At 44.5% G+C, this 23718-nt stretch carries 20 protein-coding genes; 13 read left to right on the top strand and 7 right to left on the bottom strand.

The genetic code is table 11. From position 1 onward, the window contains the following. The first annotated feature begins 298 nt into the window (after positions 1-298). The gene (locus M1K58_RS24730) at positions 299-2149 is read left to right on the top strand and encodes a glucose PTS transporter subunit IIA (RefSeq protein ID WP_372339206.1); all 1851 of its coding nucleotides are present in this window, start codon (positions 299-301) and stop codon (positions 2147-2149) included. Next, the gene (ptsP, locus tag M1K58_RS24725) at positions 2146-3900 is read left to right on the top strand and encodes a phosphoenolpyruvate--protein phosphotransferase (RefSeq protein WP_256761557.1); all 1755 of its coding nucleotides are present in this window, start codon (positions 2146-2148) and stop codon (positions 3898-3900) included. The genes M1K58_RS24730 and ptsP overlap by 4 nt, the downstream gene beginning before the upstream one ends. A 66-nt stretch (positions 3901-3966) precedes the next feature. Here the strand turns inward: ptsP and M1K58_RS24720 are convergent, their stop codons facing one another. Further along, entirely contained in the window at positions 3967-4488 is a 522-nt protein-coding gene (locus M1K58_RS24720; RefSeq protein ID WP_256761556.1) for a type 1 glutamine amidotransferase domain-containing protein, read from the bottom strand. Between the two features lie 108 nt (positions 4489-4596). On the opposite strand from M1K58_RS24720, the gene M1K58_RS24715 reads away from it, so the two are divergent. From M1K58_RS24715 to M1K58_RS24695, 5 genes are all read left to right on the top strand, one after another. Continuing rightward, on the top strand, positions 4597-5007 hold the full coding sequence (locus M1K58_RS24715; protein ID WP_256761555.1) for a VanZ family protein: 411 nt from the start codon (positions 4597-4599) through the stop codon (positions 5005-5007). A 73-nt stretch (positions 5008-5080) separates the two neighbouring features. Then, a complete protein-coding gene (locus M1K58_RS24710) occupies positions 5081-5491 on the top strand; it encodes a TraR/DksA C4-type zinc finger protein (RefSeq protein ID WP_256761554.1) in 411 nt (136 codons plus the stop codon). 89 nt (positions 5492-5580) lie between these two features. Next, on the top strand, positions 5581-5940 hold the full coding sequence (gene ytxJ / locus M1K58_RS24705; RefSeq protein WP_256761553.1) for a bacillithiol system redox-active protein YtxJ: 360 nt from the start codon (positions 5581-5583) through the stop codon (positions 5938-5940). Positions 5941-6069: 129 nt separating this feature from the next. Further along, positions 6070-7083 (top strand): catabolite control protein A, encoded by a 1014-nt coding sequence (ccpA, locus tag M1K58_RS24700; protein WP_256761552.1) that lies wholly within the window; start codon positions 6070-6072, stop codon positions 7081-7083. Between the two features lie 90 nt (positions 7084-7173). Beyond that, positions 7174-7875 carry a 5'-methylthioadenosine/adenosylhomocysteine nucleosidase gene (locus tag M1K58_RS24695; RefSeq protein ID WP_256761604.1) on the top strand — a complete coding sequence of 234 codons (702 nt, stop codon included), beginning with the start codon at positions 7174-7176 and terminating at the stop codon, positions 7873-7875. A 122-nt stretch (positions 7876-7997) separates the two neighbouring features. On the opposite strand, the gene M1K58_RS24690 is transcribed toward M1K58_RS24695, so the two are convergent. Both M1K58_RS24690 and M1K58_RS24685 read right to left on the bottom strand, forming a co-directional pair. Further along, on the bottom strand, positions 7998-9212 hold the full coding sequence (locus tag M1K58_RS24690) for an acetoin utilization protein AcuC (protein ID WP_256761551.1): 1215 nt from the start codon (positions 9210-9212) through the stop codon (positions 7998-8000). An 80-nt stretch (positions 9213-9292) separates the two neighbouring features. Then, entirely contained in the window at positions 9293-9925 is a 633-nt protein-coding gene (locus M1K58_RS24685; RefSeq protein WP_256761550.1) for a GNAT family N-acetyltransferase, read from the bottom strand. A gap of 295 nt (positions 9926-10220) precedes the next feature. Here M1K58_RS24685 and acsA point away from each other — a divergent pair, with 295 nt between their 5' ends. Continuing rightward, positions 10221-11894, top strand: coding sequence for an acetate--CoA ligase (gene acsA, locus M1K58_RS24680; protein ID WP_372339205.1), 1674 nt, complete (start codon positions 10221-10223; stop codon positions 11892-11894). A 78-nt stretch (positions 11895-11972) separates the two neighbouring features. Here acsA and M1K58_RS24675 read toward each other — a convergent pair whose 3' ends face one another. After that, the gene (locus M1K58_RS24675; RefSeq protein WP_256761548.1) at positions 11973-15080 is read right to left on the bottom strand and encodes a penicillin-binding protein 1A; all 3108 of its coding nucleotides are present in this window, start codon (positions 15078-15080) and stop codon (positions 11973-11975) included. A gap of 324 nt (positions 15081-15404) precedes the next feature. On the opposite strand from M1K58_RS24675, the gene M1K58_RS24670 reads away from it, so the two are divergent. The 4 genes from M1K58_RS24670 to M1K58_RS24655 all read left to right on the top strand — a co-directional run bounded on the left by M1K58_RS24670 (position 15405) and on the right by M1K58_RS24655 (position 19730). Then, positions 15405-16835, top strand: coding sequence for an ABC transporter substrate-binding protein (locus tag M1K58_RS24670; RefSeq protein ID WP_256761547.1), 1431 nt, complete (start codon positions 15405-15407; stop codon positions 16833-16835). Between the two features lie 129 nt (positions 16836-16964). Beyond that, positions 16965-17807, top strand: coding sequence for a carbohydrate ABC transporter permease (locus tag M1K58_RS24665; RefSeq protein WP_256761546.1), 843 nt, complete (start codon positions 16965-16967; stop codon positions 17805-17807). Next, positions 17807-18646: a carbohydrate ABC transporter permease gene (locus tag M1K58_RS24660; RefSeq protein WP_256761545.1), complete on the top strand. Its 840-nt coding sequence runs from the start codon at positions 17807-17809 to the stop codon at positions 18644-18646. Before M1K58_RS24665 ends, M1K58_RS24660 begins: the two co-directional genes overlap by 1 nt. Before the next feature lie 19 nt (positions 18647-18665). After that, on the top strand, positions 18666-19730 hold the full coding sequence (locus M1K58_RS24655) for a LacI family DNA-binding transcriptional regulator (RefSeq protein WP_256761544.1): 1065 nt from the start codon (positions 18666-18668) through the stop codon (positions 19728-19730). An 84-nt stretch (positions 19731-19814) separates the two neighbouring features. On the opposite strand, the gene M1K58_RS24650 is transcribed toward M1K58_RS24655, so the two are convergent. From M1K58_RS24650 to rpsD, 3 genes are all read right to left on the bottom strand, one after another. Next, entirely contained in the window at positions 19815-20321 is a 507-nt protein-coding gene (locus tag M1K58_RS24650) for a ferritin (RefSeq protein ID WP_256761543.1), read from the bottom strand. Between the two features lie 62 nt (positions 20322-20383). Further along, positions 20384-20608: a DUF1450 domain-containing protein gene (locus M1K58_RS24645; protein ID WP_256761542.1), complete on the bottom strand. Its 225-nt coding sequence runs from the start codon at positions 20606-20608 to the stop codon at positions 20384-20386. Between the two features lie 135 nt (positions 20609-20743). After that, the gene (rpsD, locus tag M1K58_RS24640; RefSeq protein ID WP_256761541.1) at positions 20744-21343 is read right to left on the bottom strand and encodes a 30S ribosomal protein S4; all 600 of its coding nucleotides are present in this window, start codon (positions 21341-21343) and stop codon (positions 20744-20746) included. A 344-nt stretch (positions 21344-21687) separates the two neighbouring features. Here rpsD and M1K58_RS24635 point away from each other — a divergent pair, with 344 nt between their 5' ends. Then, entirely contained in the window at positions 21688-23670 is a 1983-nt protein-coding gene (locus M1K58_RS24635; RefSeq protein WP_256761540.1) for a diguanylate cyclase domain-containing protein, read from the top strand. Positions 23671-23718 lie beyond the last annotated feature (48 nt).

The following is a 23718-nucleotide window of genomic DNA, read 5'->3' as shown; positions in this document are numbered from 1 at the left end:
TTTATTTAAAAAATCGGCAATGGGAAAAGATTTGGTTTAAAAGTCTATATAGATAATCATAAAAAAGGGACAGAGATATATCTCCTGTAAGAGTTTACGTCCGCCTCTTGGAGCCCATTGCCACCACTTAATTTCATCGAGGCAATGGGTGGAGAGCAAGCGGCTGGAAGGAGGTATATCGTCGTCCTCTATATGTGATTATCTATATCTTTTTGTTTAAACCAAGTAATTTACCCATCGGAAAGGAGGGGGACACCACTTGTATGGAATAGGCTATCTCCAAAGACTAGGTCGCGCCATGATGCTGCCCATGACAGTGCTTCCGGCTGCTGCTATATTCCTAATGCTAGCACGAATACCTTGGGATTCGTTTGGTGTGTCTGAGCAAGTTCCGGAAATGTTACATGCTGCGGGTATGGCAATATTTCAGTACATTCCGTACATATTCGCAATTGGGATAGCGCTTGGAATGTCTAATCAAACCGCTACAGCCGGTATGGCCGCGCTAACGGGGATGTTTATTTTCCATATCGTTACCCATACCTACGATCCTAATGGTGTACAACCATCGATGTTCGCAGGTGCCGTCATCGGTATTATTTCTGGATGGGCGCATGATCGATTCAAATCGTTTCAGCTCCCTGAATTTTTGCAGTTTTTCGGGGGCGCCCGGTTTGTTCCACTGTTCATGAGCGTCGTTTCGCTTGCCTTTGCATGGATCATGATTGGGACGGGTGAAGGTTTGAAAAGCTGGGCTGAATCTGCGGGAACTCTTGTAGATACAGCGGGTGGCTTTGGCGTATTCCTATATGGGTTTTTACACCGTATATTGGTGGCTTTTGGCCTCCACCACTTGTTAAATCACATCTTTTGGTTCCAGGTTGGCGAATACGATGGTGTAGATGGGACCGTATTTTTTGGAGATTTACCACGATTCTTTGCGGGAGACCCTACCGCAGGTATTTTTATGGCTGGATTGTATCCAACGATGATGTTCGCGTTGCCAGCGATCGCCTTTGCAATCATTCATGAGGCGCGAGAGGACTTGAAACCGAAGACAAGCAAGCAATTTCGGGTTGCCGCGCTTGGCTCCTTTCTTACAGGCGTAACGGAGCCCGTAGAATTTGCTTTCTTGTTCGTTGCTCCTTATTTATTTCTCGTGCATGCTCTCTTGTCTGGAGGTATCATGTGGCTCGTATATGAGCTAGATATTCATCACGGCTTTACATTCTCGGCAGGCGCTTTGGAATACTTAGTTAATATGCCATTGGCTCATAGAGGCTGGCTGCTCATTCCGATTGGGATCGCCGTCGGACTGCTGTATTACGTACTGTTCCGATGGAGCATTCGTCGCTTCCAATTGGCAACGCCTGGTCGTGAAGACGCTACGAGGCTAGACGATTGGGCAGGAGACATTCCTTACCGGTCACCTCTCATCTTGCAGGCTTTAGGAGGCAAAGAGAACATTGTCCGACTTGAAGCTTGCATAACTCGGCTTCGGCTTACACTGGAGGATGATCGTAAAGTCGATTCGCAATCCTTGCGCCACCTTGGAGCTGCTGGGGTCATAAGGCTTGGAGGAGGACATGTGCAAGTCGTGTTCGGGACCTTCTCGGAGCTTATCCGTGAAGAGATTCACAAACACATGCAGATGGACGTACAACAAATTCAATTCCATTCCCCCGTACAAGGTAGGATGATCCCTCTGGAGGAAGTTGACGATCCGATATTCGCTCAACGGCTCGTTGGAAGAGGCGTGGCGTTTATACCAGACAAAGGAGAACTGGTTGCACCAATCCAAGGAAAAATCATACATATCCATCCTTCCTTGCATGCGATTGGGATATTAACGAAGGATGGCCTGGAAGTTCTGCTACATGTCGGCATTAACACCTCGCAACTTGAAGGGAAAGGATTTACGATACTCGTCAAGATGGGGGATGAAGTATCGCCGGGCCAGCCTCTGCTGAAATTCCATCTTCCAACCTTAAAGCAGCACGCGAAGTCACTAGCTACACCAATGGTCATTACGAACAGCGATATCGTAAAATCTTGGCGCTTTGCTCCGTTTAAGGTGGTCAAGAAGGGTCAAGCTGCAGTGATGTCGGTTGTCGTACACGAGAGAGAGAAAAAGGGGGCGGGGAAATGATTCAAGCGTTAGGGGCCTCGCAAGGAATTGCCATAGGAAAAGCGTTTGTATTACCGCACTGGGAATGGGAGCTACCGGATCAGAAAATAGATGTGGCAGACCTGGCTAAAGAGTTCGATCGTTTGTATGAGGGGATCGACCGTTCCAAAACAGAGATCAACCAAATGAGAACAGAACTGGACGAGGTTGTAGGCTCCGAGGAAGCGAGCATATTCGACGCGCATCTGGCTATTCTCGAAGATCCGGTATTCATGAACGAAATTCAAGGCATCATTCAAAGACAATATAAAGTTGCCGAGGTAGCTGTTAAGGAAGCAATTGATCACTTTGTCACTATGTTTGATCTCTTAGACGACGAGTATATGAAAGAGCGCGCAATAGATATTAAAGACGTTGGAAATCGACTGCTTAAGCACTTGTTGGGTGTACCTGATATTTCATTGCCAGAAGATACTCAGCCTTTCGTTCTCGTCGTGCGAGAGCTCTCTCCCTCACAGCTAGTACACTTAAAGCCGGAGCTTGTTCTAGGAATCGTTACAATGGTGGGGAGTCCTACCTCGCATGCCGCGATTATGGCAAGAGCTTTTGGCATTCCGATGGTGATGGGTGTGGAGGGAAAGCTAGAGCAGCCAATTGGAACTGGTGACCTCCTGATCATTGACGGAGTAACCGGGCTGCTTCAAGTCGAGCCAAGCTCGGAAATGGTTTCCCGTTATACAGAGATGAGGAAGCGTCAGAACGTCGCACGTGAGCAGTTACTAACCATTGCTGAAGTTCCTTCCGTTACTCAGGATGGTGTCAGCTTGACACTAGCCGCGAATATTAGTTCTTTGAAGGAACTGGAGGCAGCGTTAAGCAATGGTGCTGAGGGTGTGGGGTTATTTCGAACTGAATTTCTCTATATGGATCGCGGTCGTTTCCCTTCTGAGGAAGAACAATTCGAGGTCTACCGGGCTGTAGCACAGAAGCTTAAGGGAGAAACGGTCATTATTCGTACTTTGGATATTGGCGGGGATAAGCAGCTTGATTATTACGAATTACCAGAAGAGGAAAATCCCTTCCTCGGATTCCGGGCGATTCGCTTCAGTCTTGAGCGTAAGGATTTGTTTAAGACTCAACTGCGTGCTATTCTTCGCGCTTCTGAATATGGGGATGTACAGATCATGTACCCGCTCATCACGTCCCTAGATGAGGTGCGCGAAGCCAATGAAGTACTTGCCGAGGCAAAGCGAGAGTTATCCGTTGAAGGAAAGCCCTATCGATTGGATACGAAGGCAGGTATCATGATTGAAGTTCCTGCTGCTGTAATGATTGCGGATTTGCTGGCTGAAGAAGTATCTTTTTTCAGTATCGGCACGAACGACTTGATTCAATTTACGTTGGCAGTTGATCGGATGAATGAGAAAATTAGCCATATGTATGAACCGTTTCACCCGACTATCTTACGTATGATTCGTACAGTTACGAATGCAGCTAAGGCGCAAGGAATACCGGTTAGCATTTGTGGAGAGCTAGCGGGGGATGTAAACGCGCTTCCGATATGGTTAGGTCTAGGTATTGAGGAGTTAAGCTTGTCGGCACAGGCGATATTGCCAGTTAAAGAGAGTATGCTCAGAACAAAGGCAGCAGATTGCCGCATATTGCTTGAGGAATTGTTCCGGTGTAAAACGGCTGTTGAAATCCGCGCTCTCACTCATCAATTCCATGCCGAAGCGGCTCTCGCACCAAATCATATGCACCCGCTCTTATAAGATTAATAAAAGCCTCCATACGAATAGATCCATTGGATGCTATTGCGGTATGGAGGCTCATCTTGATTAACGACCGAACAGCAAGTCGCAGAATGCTTTCGCGTATGGCGGAAGATCAGGGGGTCTCCGAGCCGATACGATGTTCCGGTCGATAACGACGGCTTCGTCGAGCCAAATCGATCCGGCGTTCTCCATATCATCGCGAATTCCAGGAGTAGAGGTAACGGTTCTGCCCTCCAATATTTTTGCGGAGATGAGTACCCATCCTGCATGGCAGATTTGTCCGATGGGTTTGTTGGATTCATTCATCTTGCGTACGAAATTAAGCACTCTCTCATCTCTACGGATTTTGTCCGGAGCCCAGCCTCCTGGCACAAGAAGTCCATCGAATTGATCTGCATTCAGCTCGTCATATGAAATATCCGCCACAGCAGGCACACCATATTTACCGATGTGCTTGCGACCTTTTTCCGGACCCGCGTAGAGCACTTCGGCGCCTTCTTCGCGCAAGCGATACACCGGATACCATAGCTCCAAATCTTCAAACTCGTCATCTAGTAAGCACACGACTCTTTTAACTTCAGTCATTAATCGAATCCTCCATTCATGATCTCATAGTTAGATCAATAATCTATTGTACCAAATCATCAGCATTCCTTCACGTTTATAACATGTAATAATAAGGAGTTGATCACTTTGTCGAAAATATGGAGGTACATTCCGGCTATCCTCTGCATGTTAGCTATATTTATCTCCTCATCGCGGAGCGGTGATCAATTAGACAGCGTACTGCCATGGGTTCAGAAATGGCTGCCTGGTTTAGCTGATTTCAATCCCATGCATTATGTCGCTTATTTTATTCTCGGCTTAACGATTGCTTTTGCGATGGGTAAACGGGCAGCGACATGGACAGGCTGTTTGTTGAATATCGTCATTTGTGTTGTGTATGGGCTCACGGATGAATGGCATCAATCCTTTGTTCCTATGCGGACGCCTGATCCACTTGATCTGCTACACGATGGGATCGGAGCGGGTGTTGCTAGCTTACTAGTTCTGCTTATTTACACCCTATTAATTAGGCGAAATCCCAGAAAATACACCTCTTAATTTTGCAGGATTAATGAATCAACGGCACGAATATGTATCGAATAGGCTCTTTGATTATAAGGAGTGGGTCCCGTTGCTGAAATCATGCTCCTGCGGAGGACAAATGAATCTCATGCTCCGCACCGTTATTTTCGCTAGAAAAGTTAATATTAACAATGTCCCCGTTTACAATTGCTCGGCGTGTGGCCGAAATGATGTGTTTCCTGCTGTGAAGGAGGACGTTGGGCGACTGGTCGGACAATTAGGAGCTAGACCTGCTCCCCATAGTATCCCTTTCGATCAAGTTCATGAATGGGCTGGTGTTCTTTCAGAAGCCTTGAACTTGTCTAAGACACTGCAAGCGGCAGTTATTGCGAAAGCAACTGAGGAGCGAGTTAATCAATTGTTAGATTTATGGTTAATTGCATCTTCACTAGAGGACGAGGCCTGGAAGAAAGAATTACATATCCGGTTATCGCAGCTAAGTACCAAATACATATCATAGTGAAAAAACGGGGGATTTCCCCTGTTTTTTTTGCGAAAGAAACTTTTTTCTGATACGATGATAATATTGATCTTCAAGGAGGCTGCATAATGGCGAACATTCAACAATTTACATCTTTAGAACAATGGGAACAAGCGCTGAAGGGTACTTCCACTAAGCCGTTGCTTGTTTTCAAACATAGTACGAGTTGCTCGGTTAGTGCAGGTGCTCACGAAGAATTGATGCATTTTATCGAAGATGACAAAACAAATCCTGTCGATTATGCAATCGTTCATGTCATTGAGGACCGTCCGGTTAGCAATGCAATTGCAGAGCAATTAGGAATTAAGCATGCGTCTCCTCAAGCCATTCTAGTCAAAGATGGTCAACCCGTTTGGGACACTTCTCATTGGAAAATTACTTATCCATTTCTGTCAGAGAAGCTAGGATCCGCTGCAAGCGATACCTAATCTCGACTTTATACACGCAATAACCCCATGTCAGATTGCTAAACATGTGGTTTTGTCGTATGATTACCTTAATAATCCATGAATGGACTAGTTCTTATATTCCAGTCATGAACATTGGAGCGAATTATTGTGACGGTAACCATTTACGACGTGGCACGTGAAGCTGGTGTATCAATGGCGACAGTATCTCGTGTCGTGAACAACAATCCAAATGTTAAACCGCAAACTCGTAAGAAGGTATTCGAGGCTATTGAGCGTCTCGGCTACCGTCCTAATGCGGTTGCAAGAGGACTAGCCAGCAAGAAAACGACAACTGTAGGTGTCGTTATCCCCGATATAGCGAATGCTTTATTTGCTGAGGTAGCACGGGGAATTGAAGATATTGCTAATATGTATCATTACAATATTATTCTTTGTAATGCGGACAAACGCAAAGACAAAGAGATTCGTGTCGTCAATACGCTGTTGGAGAAGCAAGTCGATGGCTTGCTATTCATGGGGGGCGCTGTGACGGACGAGCATATTCAAGCTTTCAAAACTTCTCACGTTCCTGTCGTATTATGTGCGACAACCGACGAGAAGGGAACAATTCCGTCCGTGGATATTGACCATGAAGCCGCAGCATTCGATGCGGTTACTAAGCTTATTACGGAAGGGCATAAATCGATAGCCATGATCAGTGGTACGTTACAGGATCCAGCGAACGGTTATGCTCGTTACCAAGGATACAAACGTGCGCTAGAGCAAGCTGGATTACCTTATCGTGAGGATTTCGTGCGAGTAGGCAATTACAAATACGAGTCAGGCATAGATGCTATGCAGTATTTCCTTGATCTGCCTGAGCGTCCGACAGCTGTATTCGCTGCTACGGATGAGATGGCGATTGGAGCTGTTCATTGCATTCAGGATGCTGGATTAATCGTTCCAGAAGATATGTCGGTTATTAGTGTTGATAATAGCCGGATCTCGTCAATGGTTCGTCCTCTTCTTACAACAGTCGCTCAACCGATGTACGATATCGGTGCCGTTTCCATGAGACTTCTTACGAAGTTGATGAAAAAGGAAACTGTGGAGAATGCTAAGGTAACTTTGCCGCACGAATTAATTGTACGTCGTTCGGTAACTGGACCGCGAGCTAATTAATTCATTTACGAATAGAACGCCCTGCATCGGTGCGAAAGGTAGCCGTTGCGGGGCTTCTTTATGACCAAATCATTGGAAAGGAAGTTGGTTATGACATACGGAACGCTTGGAATTATCGGAGCTATGCAAGAGGAGATTGAGCTGCTATTAGCTAAATTGGACAATAGACAAACCGAACAACATGCGGGAATAACCTATTATCGTGGACTCTTTCTAGGCAAGAAAGTCGTATTAACCCGTTCGGGAGTTGGTAAAGTCAATGCGGCGGTTTGTACCCAAGTTCTCATTGATCGGTACGGCGTCGATGCGATTATCTTTACGGGTGTGGCTGGTGCGGTTGATCCTGTGTTAAACATAGGAGATATCGTCATTTCAACTAGCAGCATGCAGCATGATATCGATGTGACAGCTCTTGGCTTCCCACGTGGGATAATTCCCTACCAGGAAGTATCGGAGTATCCAGCAGATAGTCATTTGATTGCTATAGCGGAGGAAGCGGGTCGTAAAGTATATCCAGGACGTTGTCATGTCGGTAAAATATTATCCGGCGATCAATTTATCGCGGATCGGGTTATGGTCAAGAGCTTATACGATGATTTGAACGGCGCATGTACGGAAATGGAAGGCGCCTCAGTTGCTCAAGTATGCTACATGAACAATATCCCACACGTCATTATACGATCAATGTCGGATAAAGCGGACGGTTCAGCTCACGTTAACTTTGCGGAGTTTACGATTGAGGCGGCTAATCGCTCTTATGCGATCGTTGAAGAGATGGTTAAGACGATTTAATAATAATCTATTAACTGAGCCGATGGGATAATGGTACAGACACAGCAACAGAAGAGAAGACCGTCATTATGGCATAAGCCGATGACGATCTTCTCTTCTGTTTATCTGTATGGACATGACTGTTATCCAATATGCTGAAGAGCGAGCTCTAAATTCAATTTGTTTTTTCTCGTGATTTCCTCTCTTCGAGGCATTGGAGTCCAGGAGGCAACATCATCCAACCACGTTGAAGGAAGTGGGAATTCCGGTTTAAGCTTGGTTGTGATGTTGGGCCATTGTGCTGGGAGAAGCCCTCCTTGGGGCTCAGCGTCAATATGAGCGAGTAGGGGATGCTGACTCATCTCCATCCACAGCAAGCTCCACGCCCGTGGTACCACACGCCAATGGTCGTATCCTCCTCCACCTAGCGCGACCCATTTGCCTTGCGTATATCGGTCGGCAAGCTGGTGGATAATTCGTGGCATTTCACGGTAGATCTGCATGCTGCACTGAATATGCGCAAGCGGATCGAAGGCATGGGCATCGCAGCCATGCTGACTAATAATAAGATCTGGTTTGAAGGCGCGTGCTGCATGCTCCACTGCCTGCTCGAAACAGTCGAGCCAAGATTCGTCCTCGGTATAAGGCTCTACGGAAATATTAAGACAAGTGCCGTACCCGGATGAATCGCCTCTCTCATGAGGAAAACCGCTGCCGGGAAAAAGAAATTTACCGGTTTCATGAATGGAAAGAGTGAATACATCGGGATCTGTATAGAAAAACCACTGTACCCCATCACCATGATGAACGTCAGTATCTATGTATAGGACACGTGCGTTATATTTTTCGCGAATGTAGGAAATGGCCGCTGCAGCATCATTGTATACGCAGAAACCGGAGGCGTGATCAGGGAAGGCATGATGTAGCCCACCCGCAAGATGAAGCGCATGATCCGCTTGTCCAGACATGACCGCATCAGCAGCAGCGATAGAGCCTGCGGATACAGCTACGGCAGCTTCATGCATACCTAAGAAATAGGGAGTATCTCCATCGTCTTCAAGACCGAAACGCGAGGCTTGATTGATAGCTTCTAAGCTCGGTTGATTAGTGCTTAAAGCAGTTACGATATCGATATAATCGGCACGATGGGTATTTCGAATAATCCTTTCCGCCTCTATTAGGGAGAAGGGAGGGATAAGGGTTCCACTGTCCAATGCCCCGCAGCACCGCAGTAGATTTTCTGTTAAATCTAAGCGAACAGGGTGGAAAGGATGCTCATCTGAAAAGTGATAGCGCTCGGAAGCGGTATTGTTGATCCATAACGATCTTGAAGCCAGGGGAGGTCGCCTACCTTTCATCTAAAGGCTACGCCCGCTTACACGAGCGCTAAGCGCCGTTATCGGGGCAAGCATAATGTGACGAGTGTGATCCCACTACACTAATACATGAAGCGTTGTCTAAATCTAACACGGTCAAATTGTTCTACGGAAGATAGGGGTACGTCTTTGCCAATTCGGACCATGAGGCAATTTGCGGGGTGCGCACATATTTCTGGATCGTCCGTAGCAAACCAGACCATGTCGACTGATTTCATCAGCTTCTCCATCATCTGTCTGTATTCCCACACATTTAGTCCACTAGAATCAAGGTCCCAGTGCCAATAATATTCCGTTGTGAACACGATCATATTATCTAGCTGGTTATTCTCGAAAGACGCGGAGATGAGAGACTTTCCTAGTCCAAGATTACGATAATCATCCGCGACTTCAATGGCGCCTAACTCAACCAAGTCTTCCATACCGCCCTCTGACCACCGCTCCATCTCATCTGGATAATGGAAGGTCACATAACCGACGATGACTTCCTCTTCGCGGGCGACAATGATTCTACCTTCTGGTAGCTCGGAAATTTCGACCAAAGCTTCATGCTGCTCTTTAGGTCTGCGGAAGGCGTCTAATTTAGGGTGAAGCGTCAGACCGCGTAATGTTTCCGGAGAAACAGGGCCTTCGACGATAAGGGATCTACTATCTCGATTGATAGGATACCGAACGTAACATTTAAAGTGTTCCATACCGTTCTCCCTTCAGCCGTTTTAGAGCTTTAATGCTATTATAACATCAAAGCGGGTTGTGCAGGAACCGCTTACAACTAGGTTAGCTAATATTGTCCCTAGCAAAGTGGAAATTTACCCCGTCTCAGATTCCGAGTTCGTTCACTCTGTGTTATAATGACAATGGCTGAGGAGAACATTTCCTCAAGAAGATGTAAGCGTATTCGTAACGGGTGACCGTATTCCAATGGGATGGTGATGGATCGTGACATTTCAATCTGATGAGAAATTGGCCGTCACAGCGACGGTGTCTAACATGGCGTCATACGATGAGGCAGTAAAAGACTTAAACTGGGCCGACATTGAAAGTCAATTTTCCTGGGCTTCGACAGGCAAGGTTAATATGGCCTATGAAGCGATTGATCGCCATGTTGACAATGGGCGAGGCGACAAAATCGCGCTTCATTACAGCGATACTCAGCGTGAAGAAAGCTATACTTTCGCTGATCTATCGAGGCAATCTAATAGATTTGCCAATGTGCTACGTGATTTAGGTGTGGTTAAAGGTGACAGAGTGTTTATTTTTATGCCGCGTACACCCGAGCTTTATTTTAGCCTCTTTGGTGCGCTTAAAGTAGGTTCGGTTGTCGGACCTTTGTTCGAGGCATTCATGGAAACAGCTGTGAGAGATCGCTTGAAGGATAGTGGGGCGGTAGCTATCATTACGACTACAGCGTTACTGTCTCGGGTTCCACGGGCTGATTTACCGGATCTGAAGCATGTCATCGTATTCGGAGATTCCGTCGAAGAAGGCAACGGCATCATCGATTTTTCATCCGCAATGGAAACAGCATCCGATGAAACGGAATTGACATTCCTTGATCGGGAAGATGGTCTTATTCTACATTACACATCGGGCTCTACAGGAAAACCTAAAGGGGTATTTCATGTTCAGAACGCGATGCTTCAGCACTATCATACAGGACGAGTTGTGCTAGATTTAAGAGAAGATGATGTGTACTGGTGTACTGCTGATCCAGGATGGGTTACGGGAACTTCATATGGGATATTCGCACCATGGTTAAATGGGGTGACCAACGTTGTGCGTGGGGGCAGATTCAGCCCGCAGGATTGGTACTCAACGATTCAGAAGTATAAAGTTACCGTATGGTATAGTGCCCCGACGGCATTCCGTATGTTGATGGGAGCAGGAGACGATGTCGTTAAATCGTTCGATCTATCCAGCTTGCGTCATGTGCTAAGTGTTGGCGAACCACTTAATCCTGAGGTCGTCCGTTGGGGTAATAAAATCTACGGACAACGCATTCATGACACTTGGTGGATGACTGAAACCGGTGGACAGTTAATCTGCAACTACCCGAGTATGGACATTAAACCAGGATCGATGGGTAAACCTGTTCCTGGTATTCAAGCAGCAATTATCGATGATCAAGGAAAAGAGCTACCTCCATTCCAGATGGGGAACCTGGCGATTAAGACGCCTTGGCCGTCCATGATGCGTACGATCTGGAACAATCCGACGAAGTATGAGGAATACTTCCATATCCCTGGGTGGTATGTATCAGGTGATTCGGCGTATATGGATGATGAAGGTTACTTCTGGTTCCAAGGAAGAATCGACGATGTCATCAATACTGCGGGCGAACGTGTTGGACCTTTCGAGGTAGAGAGTAAGCTTGTTGAGCATCCGGCAGTTGCAGAAGCCGGAGTTATTGGTAAGCCTGATCCAATACGCGGAGAAATCATCAAAGCTTTCATATCGCTTCGTGAAGGTTTTACACCATCCGATGAGCTGAAAGCGGATATCGCCAAGTTCGTGAAGGAAGGTCTTTCCGCTCATGCTTCCCCTCGTGAGATCGAATTCAAAGACAAGCTTCCAAAAACTCGCAGCGGAAAGATCATGCGCCGGGTATTAAAAGCTTGGGAGCTTAATTTGCCGACGGGTGATTTGTCTACAATCGAGGACTAGTCCTCGACTCCATACGCATATAAATAAGCCCCCGCCTTCGTCCATGGACGAAGGCGGGGGCTTTCAATTTATTATGGTCTAGCCACCGGATTTCACTTCAACAGAGGCAGAAGGAGGGGACTCCCCAGACGCGTTGATCGCCATTATGCGATACCAACCTGATGACAGCGGTGCAATATACTCGAAAGTAGTAGACTCCGTCGTGCCAAGTAATTTGTATTTCCCTTGTGCAGCATCGCTAAACCAAATCTGATACTGCGTTACACCTTCACTACTTGCATTTGAATTCCATGAGAGTGTAACCCCAATATCTGTTCCTTGTGCAGTTAATCCGCTTGGTGATGATGGAATTTTACCCGTATTCCCTTGATCCGGATTATTTGGGAAGTTAGGATCAGTGCCATCACCAGGGAGACTAGGATTAGGAAGGTTTGGATCTTCATTGCCTTTTCCTCCGTCACTCAATAACTTTTCGCTAGGAGCCGATTCATTTCCGGCAACGTCGACGGCAGTTACATAATAACTATAGGATTGGCCTGGACTAATGTAGTTGACGAATTTCGCATCCGCTCCTGCAGGTACGGAAGCTTCGACCTTCTGGAAAACACCACCATTAATTGAACGATACAGTCGGTAACCGGCTACGTCGGCTTCAGGTGAAGGAGAGAAGGTGATTCGTGCTAAGTTATTTAAGGTTTCCACAGAAATGTGTTTTGGAGGTGCTGGGACAGCTCCATCTTCTACACGTGGATCGATTTTGGAAGGTGCGCTTTGGTCGGCGTCCTTAGGCAAATAGTACGAGAGCGCCTTGCGAGACTGAACGGCTACCTTACCAAGTTTCGCCTGTAATTCCTCCATTAGCGTATCCAGCGGTGTCTCTCTAACAACCATGACGGATTCCCGCAGCAGATCTTCAGGTGTTTCCGCTTGTGGTAAATAGTTTACACCGTTGTAAGAAATATACTTCACTTTAACGAGAGCATCGTCTTCTTCTGTAGGGATGAACTTACGGTTGAAGATGTCGGTTACCAGCTTTCCGGCTGACCGCGTCAACTCCGTTGGGAGCTTACCACTGACACTAGAGACGGTTTTGGACACGATCCCATCAGGTTTCTCGAATGTCTTAGTTGGGAACAGCTCTGGCTTAGCCTCGGTTACTTCATTCATAATTTTAGCCCAGATGGAACGAGCTCGTCCGTGACCATCCGAGGACAAGGTATGAATGACTTTCTCATAACCAGCCCATACGCCCAGTGTAATATCAGGGGTGTAACCTTCGAACCAAACGTCGCTATAGTTTTGCGTCGTTCCGGTTTTACCAACGACCGGAATATTTTTATAGTTTTTAAATTGGGTCATAATGGATGTCGCTGTACCGTTCGTTACAACTGTACGAAGCATATCGGTCATCAAATACGCGGATTGCTCGGATACGATTTGTTTCGGATTAGGCTCATGCTTATAAACAGGCTTGTTATTAGCATCGAGAATTTCTTCAATGAGATAACCGTCATTGAATACACCCTTGTTACCAATTGCGGCATAGGCATTCGTTAATTCCTCAACAGAGGTTCCGTATTTAAGACCGCCGATAACTCCGGTTTGGGCTTCGTCGTCTTCCTTCACCAAGGTCGTAATGCCGAGAGAACGGGCAAACGCCCAAGATTCTTTGATGGTGACTTTATCAAGGAAGATTTTCAGAGCAGGGATATTGTAAGAGCTGTTCAGTGCTTGACGAGCGGTTACGAGACCTGAGTAACGGTTATTGGAGTTTTTCGGGATATGGTATCCACCGCCACCGTTCTTCAGAATAACAGGGGCATCATCAAGAATGCTACCAGGTTGGATAAGACCTTTGTCAAGTGCAGGTAAATAAGCTGCGATTGGCTTCATGGCTGAACCCGGCTGCCGAACCATCTGTGTAGCAAAGTTCATCTGCTCGATGTGGAAGTCGCGTCCTTCAATCATCCCTAGGATGGCACCTGTCTTCTGGTCCATCATGACGGCAGCAATTTGCTCTACGCCTTTAACGGGGTGATCCGGTGCGAAATTAGCTGGATCCTCGGCGATCTTATGCATAAGGTTGTACACCTTTTTGTCAATCGTCGTGGTGACCTTGTATCCACTCCGTAGAAGCAGACCACGTGCCTCTTCGATTAGGGGAGCATTTTCTTTTTTCTTCAAGTCTTCGCGAGTGAGTGTAGGATTCTCCTTGAGAACGAGAATCTCAGCAGCCTGGCGCTCAACTTCGAGCATGAGATACGGATAGGTGTTATATGCTTTTTCACTAGGCTTAGCAAGGGAGCTGTATAAATCGAACGCTAATGCCTCGTTATATTGGGCTTGATTGATTTTGTTCTCCTCAAGCATACGGCTGAGAACAAGCTTTTGTCTCGTTACAGCACGTTTGAAGTTTTTCTCGTTGAAATCCCCTTTACCGTTAAATGCAGAGTAAAGAGAAGGCAATTGAGGTACACCGGCTAAATAAGCGGCTTGGGCGATGTTCAATTGTTCTAAATCCTTGATACCGAATATCCCATTGGCTGCAGCTTTAATTCCGAATACTTGATACCCGGAGGAGCCGTTGCCGTAAGGAACCTTATTTAAGTAGGCCGTTATGATTTCTTTCTTGTCTAGGACCTTTTCCAGACGAAGGGATAGGAAAATTTCCTTGGCTTTACGGCTCGAAGTTTGATCTAGGTTGAGAAATACTCGGCGTGCTAATTGTTGGGTGATCGTACTGCCGCCAGTTTGTACGCTTTCGTTCAGTAATTGCTGCTTGACCGCACGTAACAATCCGTTGGCATCGATACCTGGGTGTGTGAAGAAGTTTTTGTCTTCTATAGCGATGACCGCGTCGATAATCGTTTGTGGGATTTGGTCGTACGTGATCGGGCGACGATCTTCCTCGGAACGTAATTGTCCAATAGGTGTTTTGTCATTGAAATAAACAAACCCGGTTATCGCATTTTCATTAATTTTTTCCTTGATTAAGCTTTGATTACGGATTGGATCATCGTGCACCAATGATGCAATATAACCAGTTACAGCACCAGCTCCTACAAGTCCGGCAAGCAGTCCGAACAAGACAAGCCATAATACTGTGAAACCTGCGATTTTCCCCGCTGTCTTAAAGCCTTCACCTTTACGCTTGGGCTCGGAAGGGGGTTGCTTAGTATTCGTCATTAATAAAGCCTCCTTCAACAAACAGAACTATTATAGCATATTTACCCATGGTTTGACTTCCTTGGAATGCGAGTGGCACAAATAAGTAAATTCGTAGCGCTTACATTATATTACGAAAAAAATGAGAACACCTAAAAAAAGTAAATTTAAATTTGAAGAAAACTGTTGTGATTCACTAAATTATATGATAAAACTAAGTCATTGGAAACGTTACCGATAAGGATACCAATCGATTTATAGATAGCGCTATCATAATCGATTAGATATCCAACGTGAATAAATTCCAATGTTTGAAGCAAGATTACAAATGAGGGGGAATTACAATTGAAAAAAGTTAAAAAGTTTTTAGGACTCCTGCTTGTATTGACTATGGTTTCAGCATTAGTAGCTGCTTGTGGCAAAAACAACAATGAAGAGACGAGCTCACCATCAGCATCTAACAGCACTTCCCCAGAAGCTTCCAAAGCTGCGGAAAAACCTGCTGCTGGCAAAGGTTCCGTGTACTTCTTAAACTTCAAACCAGAAATTGCAGAAGTATATGAGAAAATTGCTAAAGATTACGAAGCAGAAACAGGCGTTAAAGTTAAAGTGGTAACGGCTGCTAGTGGTACTTACGAAACAACGTTGAAGTCTGAAATTGCTAAATCCGATGCTCCTACGATTTTCCAAATCAACGGACCAGTTGGTTATGGTAATTGGAAAGACTATACTGCAGACTTGAAGGGCACAAAGCTTTATGAATACTTGTCCGACAAGAGCTTAGCTGTAACTAGTGGTGAAGGCGTGTACGGTATCCCTTACGTAGTAGAGGGCTATGGCATTATTTACAACGATGCAGTTATGAAGAAATATTTTTCCTTAGCTGATAAAGCGGTTTCAATTTCCGCTGCTACTGAAATTAATAACTTCGCTACATTAAAAGCAGTAGTTGAAGATATGACGGCTAAGAAAGATCAACTGGGCATTAAAGGCGTATTCTCTTCCACATCTTTGAACGCTGGCGAACAGTGGAGATGGCAGTCACATTTAGCTAACTTGCCACTATACTACGAGTTCAAGGATCAGCCAGGATTTGACAGCACAGTTCTTGCAGGATTAGCTTCTAATGAAATTTCATTCAAATACGGTGCAAACTTCAAAAACACGTTTGATCTTTACATCAATAATTCCGTTACAAAGCCAGGACTTCTAGGTAGTAAATCGGTTGACGATTCGATGGCTGAATTTGCTCTGGGTCAGTCAGCTATGGTTCAAAATGGTAACTGGGCTTGGGGACAAATTAACGGTGTTGAAGGAAACGTTGTGAAATCCGAAGACATCAAATTCTTACCTATCTATACAGGTGTTGCTGGAGAAGAAACTCAAGGGCTTGCAATTGGAACAGAAAATTATCTTTCCATTAATAGCAAAGCTTCCGCGGACAATCAAGCAGCCTCTATTGCATTCCTTGAATGGTTGTTCTCAAGCGACAAAGGTAAAAGCTATGTTTCTAAAGACTTAGGTTTTATAGCACCGTTCAATACATTTAGCGACAGCGAAAAACCTGCTGATCCATTAGCGAAAGAAGTTTCCAACTGGATGGGTAAAGGTCTTACATCCGTAGCTTGGACATTCGCAGCATTCCCAAGTGAAGATTTCAAAAATTACTTCGGTGATGCATTGTTGGAATATGCTCAAGGCAACAAAACGTGGGACGAAGTTACAACAATCGTGAAAGATAGCTGGAAATCAGAAAAAGAGAAAACGAAAAAATAAAGGTCTCGAATGTTAAACACAATTGAACAAGTGGCATTGCTAAACCTTCAATTGTCATGAATCCTTAGTCTATGCCACTGTGTGCCCTTGGTGCTCAGTGGCATAACTACTTTGTTAGGAGAAGACGAGATGGAAAAATCAATTAAGAAGTACTTCGCATTTTTTGCATTACCTACGATCGTTGCTTTTACAATTGCATTTTTAATCCCCTTTGTCTTAGGCATATACTTGTCTTTCACAGAGTTTACTACCGTCAATGATGCCAGCTGGGTAGGTTTGGATAACTACACCAAGGCTTTTTCTAATCAGGAGTTTGTGAATGCATTGTGGTTTACGGTTAAATTTACTATCGTTTCAGTCATTTCAATAAATGTACTGGCGTTCTTCCTGGCGATGTTGTTGACTAAAGGCCGTAGAGGGACGAATATTTTTAGAACAGCTTTCTTTATGCCAAACTTAATCGGGGGTATCGTACTAGGCTATATTTGGCAATTGATTCTAAACGGGATCCTGTATAAATATGAAGTTACATTAACGTATAGTGCGAAATATGGCTTCTGGGGACTAGTCATCCTCATGTGCTGGCAAATGATTGGTTATATGATGATTATCTACATCGCAGGTATTCAGAATGTACCAAAGGACCTTATTGAGGCAGCTAAGATTGACGGTTCATCAAGCTTTGGAATTTTACGAAATGTAACCATTCCTTTAGTAATGCCAGCCATTACAATTTGCTTATTTCTGACATTGTCTAATTCGTTTAAGCTGTTTGATCAGAACTTGGCTTTGACGAATGGAGCGCCATCTAAACAGACAGCGATGTTAGCATTAGATATCTTTAACACTTTCTATGGTAAAACAGGCTACGAAGGTGTCGGTCAGGCCAAAGCGGTTATGTTCTTCCTGTTGGTCGCCATCATCGCGATAGTTCAGCTTGTTATTACCAGAAGAAAGGAGATTGAGAATTAATGCAGCGGTCTTCGACTACAAACAAGGATCGGTTAGTAACTCTGTTTTTACTAGTGCTGACGGTATCGTTCTTATCCCCCATTTTTATCGTGTTAATGAACTCGTTCAAAGGTAAGTTTTTTATCAGTGATACTCCGTTTGTATTTCCTACGGATAAAACGTATGTTGGCTTAGACAACTATGTCGCAGGGATCGCAAAAATTAAATTCTTTAATGCATTTGGAATGTCTCTGTTTATCACGGTATGCTCTGTGTTGGTTATTGTTTTATTTACGTCAATGACGGCATGGTATATCATAAGGGTAAAGACAAAATTTACCAAAACAATGTATTATGTATTTGTATCCTCTATGATAGTACCTTTCCAAATGGTTATGTTCACAATGACAAAGGTAGCCAATGTGTTACATTTAGATAACCCAGTCGGGCTAGTGTTCATCTATTTGGGCTTTGGAGCAGGTTTATCCGTATTTTTGTTTGCTGGATTTGTAAAGTCAATTCCAATCGAGATTGAAGAGGCGGTAATGATTGATGGATGTAATCCCATTCAGTCATTCTTTAAGGTAGTATTTCCGATTCTTAAGCCAGTAGCGATTACGGTAGCGATTCTAAATGTGATGTGGGTATGGAATGACTACTTGTTACCTCTCTTAATTATTGGTTCCGACTATAAAACAATTCCACTAGCGATTCAGTATCTAAAGGGTGGTTATGGATCCATAGATATGGGTGCTATGATGGCTATGCTCGTACTTGCGATATTGCCGATTGTCATTTTCTATTTGATCTGTCAGAAGTACATCATTGAAGGCGTTGTAGCAGGCGCGGTTAAGGGTTAAGTAAACTTCAAGGGGCTGGATGGATAAATCTAAGGTAAAGGAAAGAACGATTGTGGAGAGACTAACGATTATCGATATTGCCAAGCTGAGTGGGGTAGGCGTTACCACTGTTTCAAGAGCCATTAATAATCATCCAGATATTAACGAAGAGACCAAAGCGATGGTTATGCGGGTTATTAAAGAAAACCATTATGTTCCAAACAACAGTGCAAGAAACTTGAAACGATCTGCTTCAAGAACGATTGCCATACTGATACGAGGGATAACGAACCCGTTTTTTAATCCCATGATTAACGTATTTGAAAAGGAAATTCAAAATAAAAAGTATTCTTTTATTTTGCATCGAGTAGACGAAAATCAAAATGAAGTCGAAGTTGCGATTGAACTCGTGAAAGAAAAGCGATTACGAGGGATTGTTTTTCTTGGAGGAACGTTCTCACATTCGAGGGAGAAGCTTAAGCAGTTAACTGTCCCATTTGTACTTAGCACAATCGGGATGACAGAACTGTCTGAGCTTAAAGAACATTCCTATGTTACCGTGGATGACTACATGGAAAGTTATAAAATGGTAGATTACTTATGTGGCCTAGGGCATAAGAGAATTGCGATTATTACTGATCCAAGAGCAGATGTAAATATCGGGAAATTAAGATATGAAGGCTATAAAAAAGCATTAGAGGATCATGGAATAGAGTTCGATGAGCAATTGGTACGGTGGATGAAAGAAGATGTCGAAAGCTATAGCATGATAAATGGATACAAGGTGACCAAAGAATTGTTAGATTCTCAATTGGAATTCACTGCTGTATATGCCATTGCTGATAGCCTGGCCATCGGTGCCTGCAAAGCAATTTTTGAAGCAGGTAAAAGAGTTCCGGAGGATTACTCTGTAGCGGGGTACGATGGCTTAGATATGTCATTCTACTATAACCCTTCGATTACGACGATCAAACAACCGGTTGAAGAAATGGCTGAAGAAACGATCAAAATTTTATTTGACTTAATTCATAAGAAAATCAAACACGAGCACAAAATATTTCCAGCAGAATTATTAGTCAGAGAATCTACTAAATCGTTAAGCTAATGCTATTATTCTACTAAAAAAAAGCTGGGCAGACTCGCGTCTGCACCAGCTTTTTATATTTTCGTACGGCTTCAATTTGTTGTTTTACAGAGCAGGCGGAGTAAAGGATCGCAAGGCGTACTCCGCATCCATCATGAAGAAGGCATTGCTGTCCTTGTCGATCCGCTTGAGCTTGTTAATGATGCTGTCGAACATCGATTCTTCTTCAACTTGCTCGTCGATAAACCATTTCAAGAATTGAATTGTTGCATGCTCACGATCGTTCATCGCAAGATCGGAAAGGTGATAAATACGTTTGGTTACTTCTTGCTCATGCTCATAAGCATGCTCGAAAGCTTCTAGTGTCGAACCGTATTCGTTGTTCGGAGTTTCCATACCGGCCATCGTGACTCTCTTGCCGCGGTCGTTCAAATACTTGTAAATTTTCATCGCATGGAATTTTTCTTCTTCTGCTTGAACGATAAAGAAATTTGCGAATCCATCCAGGCTCTCACCCGAACAATACGCAGCAATGGCCAAGTAGACATGAGCGGAATAGAGCTCGAAATTGAGTTGATCGTTTAATGCTTTGGTTAAAGATTCGTTTAACATAGTATCAGTCACTCCCTTTGAAGGCTGTAGGATCTACCCGAATTGTACCATAAAATAGCGGATCATCCTATTCGATGCTTCAGCTTCTCGTACAACACCTCAGGGGAGGGAGCAACGATGATCTCCGCTTTGCCGATCAAGACCATACACTGCTTGGTGCAGAGCTTGCAGACGCCAAGACAATCTTTTTTCTTTTGCTTCATATTAGGAAACTCGGTCTTTAGCGTCTTATAGACGGCTTTGGAGCCGTGCTTGAAGTTTCTACAGCAGTACTTGATTTTCTTCATTCTGGAACCGGCTCTCTTAGGAAAATTCATGATCACCTTAAATGATATTAATTCTCATTATCAATGTCAATACAATAAAGAGAAAATAAAAAAAACACTTCAGATGTAACTGAAGTGTTTTTTTGGAAATTACGATTAACGGCTGTAGAACTCAACGATTTGTTTCTCATCGATTTCTTGGGACAGCTCTCCACGGTCTGGAAGACGGATAAACTTACCTTCCATTGCGTTTGCATCGAATTCCACGTAGCCTGGTAGGTGATGACGACCTTCGGAAGCTTCTTTGATCGATTTCAGGGAGCGGGAACGCTCACGTAGACCGATTTTGTCGCCGATTTGAACGGTGTAAGAAGCGATATCGACTTTCTTGCCATTGACTGTCACGTGACCGTGAGAAACCAATTGACGGGAGCCGTAACGAGTGTTAGCCCAGCCTAGACGATACACGAGGTTATCAAGACGGCTTTCGAGCAAGAACATGAAGTTCTCACCGGCGATACCTTGTTGCTTAGATGCACGATCGAACAAGTTGCGGAATTGCTTCTCGTTCAAGCCATACATATGACGAAGTTTTTGTTTTTCAAGTAATTGCTTACCGTATTCGCTAACTTTACGACGTTGGTTAGCACCGTGTTGTCCTGGTGGGAAAGCACGTTTAAGATCTTTACCGTTTCCGCTCAGGGAAATTCCAAGGCGGCGACTTAGTTTGAACTTAGGACCTGTATATCTTGACATAATTTAGAAAGCTCCTTTTTCAAAAGAAAATTATTTTTTTGAAAATGGGTTTCGTTGCGCGGAGTTCTCCATAACCGATAAAGTCGGTTCCAACAGGGATGTTCAGCCGCAGCCCGATGGCGGATATTCCGAGAGGGTGTCACAAGAGCTAAGCCCAGTATTCATCAAGTTATATTATAAGAAAATGTACACAATTGTCAAGGGATAAGTTTTTTCGTTAACTTTTGTGTCATTATAAAATATAATTTGATATAGGACTAAAGACTTCCATGAACATAGTGCAAAATTCACTGTTTCATTGTATAGTAAAAAGAAAGTGGACATCGGGACCGGAGGTGTCGGGTATGGTTGATAAAAGAAAAACACAGCAGCATCACGAAGCGTTAGAGGATATGCAGAATCCATCCCGCGCCCGTCAAAAGCTGCCTATTTGGTTACAGAAGCAGGATCTGACAGAAGCAGATCTTCCATACACTCATTCGTTGCTAATGAGCAGCTTCACGGATTGGCTGGATGAGGTTGAAGGGTTCCCATGGCTTGGCGGAGTGATGATAATGCTCCATCCAGACGGAACGTGTGTATCCATTGGCGGCCAGATGGAAGATACTGAGCTTGATCTCGCTTCATGGAACGTAGAAGTAATAGGTCCGACTGCGGCAAGCACGGCACTTGATACATGCCGACCAACGTTAATGCGCGCTGAAGAGCATCTAATGTCACGACTTAAAAAATTCGATTCCATCGCTGTTCCAATCTTCACTCGTACAACAGGATTTCCTTGTGCGATTGTTGCTTGTCTTTTACCAGCAGGTTCGGCTCAGGCTGGCGATTTAAAGCTACTACAAGCGGCAGCTCTACATATTCGTAGTTGTATTTATCGTCATTTCGAAAATCTCTTCGTCAGCGGTCTTTTAAGAGAGCGGAAGCTCTCAATGAAAGAAGAAAGCCGTAGAGAGATTTTGTTTGATGTGATGCGTCGATTGAACGATCATATTGATGTAGAAAATGTTCTGTCCGAGGTGCTGGATAGTCTCGAGCAGTTATATCCGATATGCAAGGTAGATTTATTCTTATCTCAGGATTATAGTAGCCCGAATGAGAAGGTTAAGCCTTTAGCCTTCCACCTTAATGACATGGATTTGTGCAAATCAGCTTTCGTGGACGGTAAAATCCGGGTGGAGCGTTCAAATGGTCGGCATCAGCTTGCCTTACCCTTATCGGGTAAGCAGGGGGTATATGGGGTTCTGAGGCTTAATACGCCTCAGGAGGACGAATTCGATGAAGCGGATATTAGCTTCCTAGCGATGCTTGCTGCTGCAGCGGGAGCGGCATTCGAGAAAGCTAAGCTTCATGAACAAGCTAACATCCTTGTCGGGGAATTACGTCTAATTAATGAACTGACTCAACGACTTAATAGTAGCTTAAAGCTTTCGGATACGATGCAATTCGCCTCTGTTGAGTTGTTATCGATATTTAATTCAGACTTTTGCTGTGTTTTACAATTCGATCCGGTTAACCAGGAGTTTGTTGTCTTATCTGCTAATGTCGCGGAGATGATTGGAGAAACGTACTCGAAAGAATACGGCTTCTGCGGGATTATGTGGTCGACGAAGGAACCGATCATTTTGTCGGACTACTGCTCGGCGTCACCTGTAGCTTCCCAATTGATGGATGTAACGAAATCCAAATCACTATTAGCTGCGCCATTGCTGCTTAATGGTGATGTAATAGGTGCCGTGTTAATAACGAAACGTGAACCGAATCATTTCTCCTACGATAATTATAAGCTATTGCAGGTCCTGTCAGCTCATCTAGGGCTTGCGATGTCCAATGCGACCTTACATGCTGAAGTCCGCAGGATGGTCATTACCGATAATTTGACCGGATTGTATGCGCGTCATTACTTAAACGAAAGAATTGGTCGCAAACAGCTCAGAGATAGCTCAGGCACGCTTATCGTCGTCGACATTGATCATTTCAAAAAAATTAACGATACTTACGGTCATCAAATCGGTGATGACATCTTGATCCAAGTGAGCGGGATTATCCGAACTTCGATTCGCGATAGTGATATTGCTGCACGCTGGGGTGGGGAAGAGCTAGCTATTTATTTGCCCTTGCTTGTGTTGGAACAAACCGAACGAGTTGCTGAAAGAATTCGTCAACGGGTCGAGACCGAGACGAACCCACAGGTTACAGTATCTTGTGGCATCTCGGAATGGCGGGTAGCAGATGAAAAAGTAAGTGTAGAATCCTTGTTTTTCAAGGCTGACATGGCCTTGTATGAAGCAAAACATCATGGTCGCAATTGCGTCGTGGTTGGCTAAATTTTCTTGTTACGAAGCTTGCTAGAAGTCACATGACTTCAAGTAAGC

This window comes from Cohnella sp. WQ 127256, assembly GCF_024519285.1.
Lineage (GTDB): Bacteria > Bacillota > Bacilli > Paenibacillales > Paenibacillaceae > Cohnella.
The sequence above is the reverse complement of the archived record's forward strand: the minus strand, read 5'-3'. Positions and strand labels throughout refer to the sequence as shown.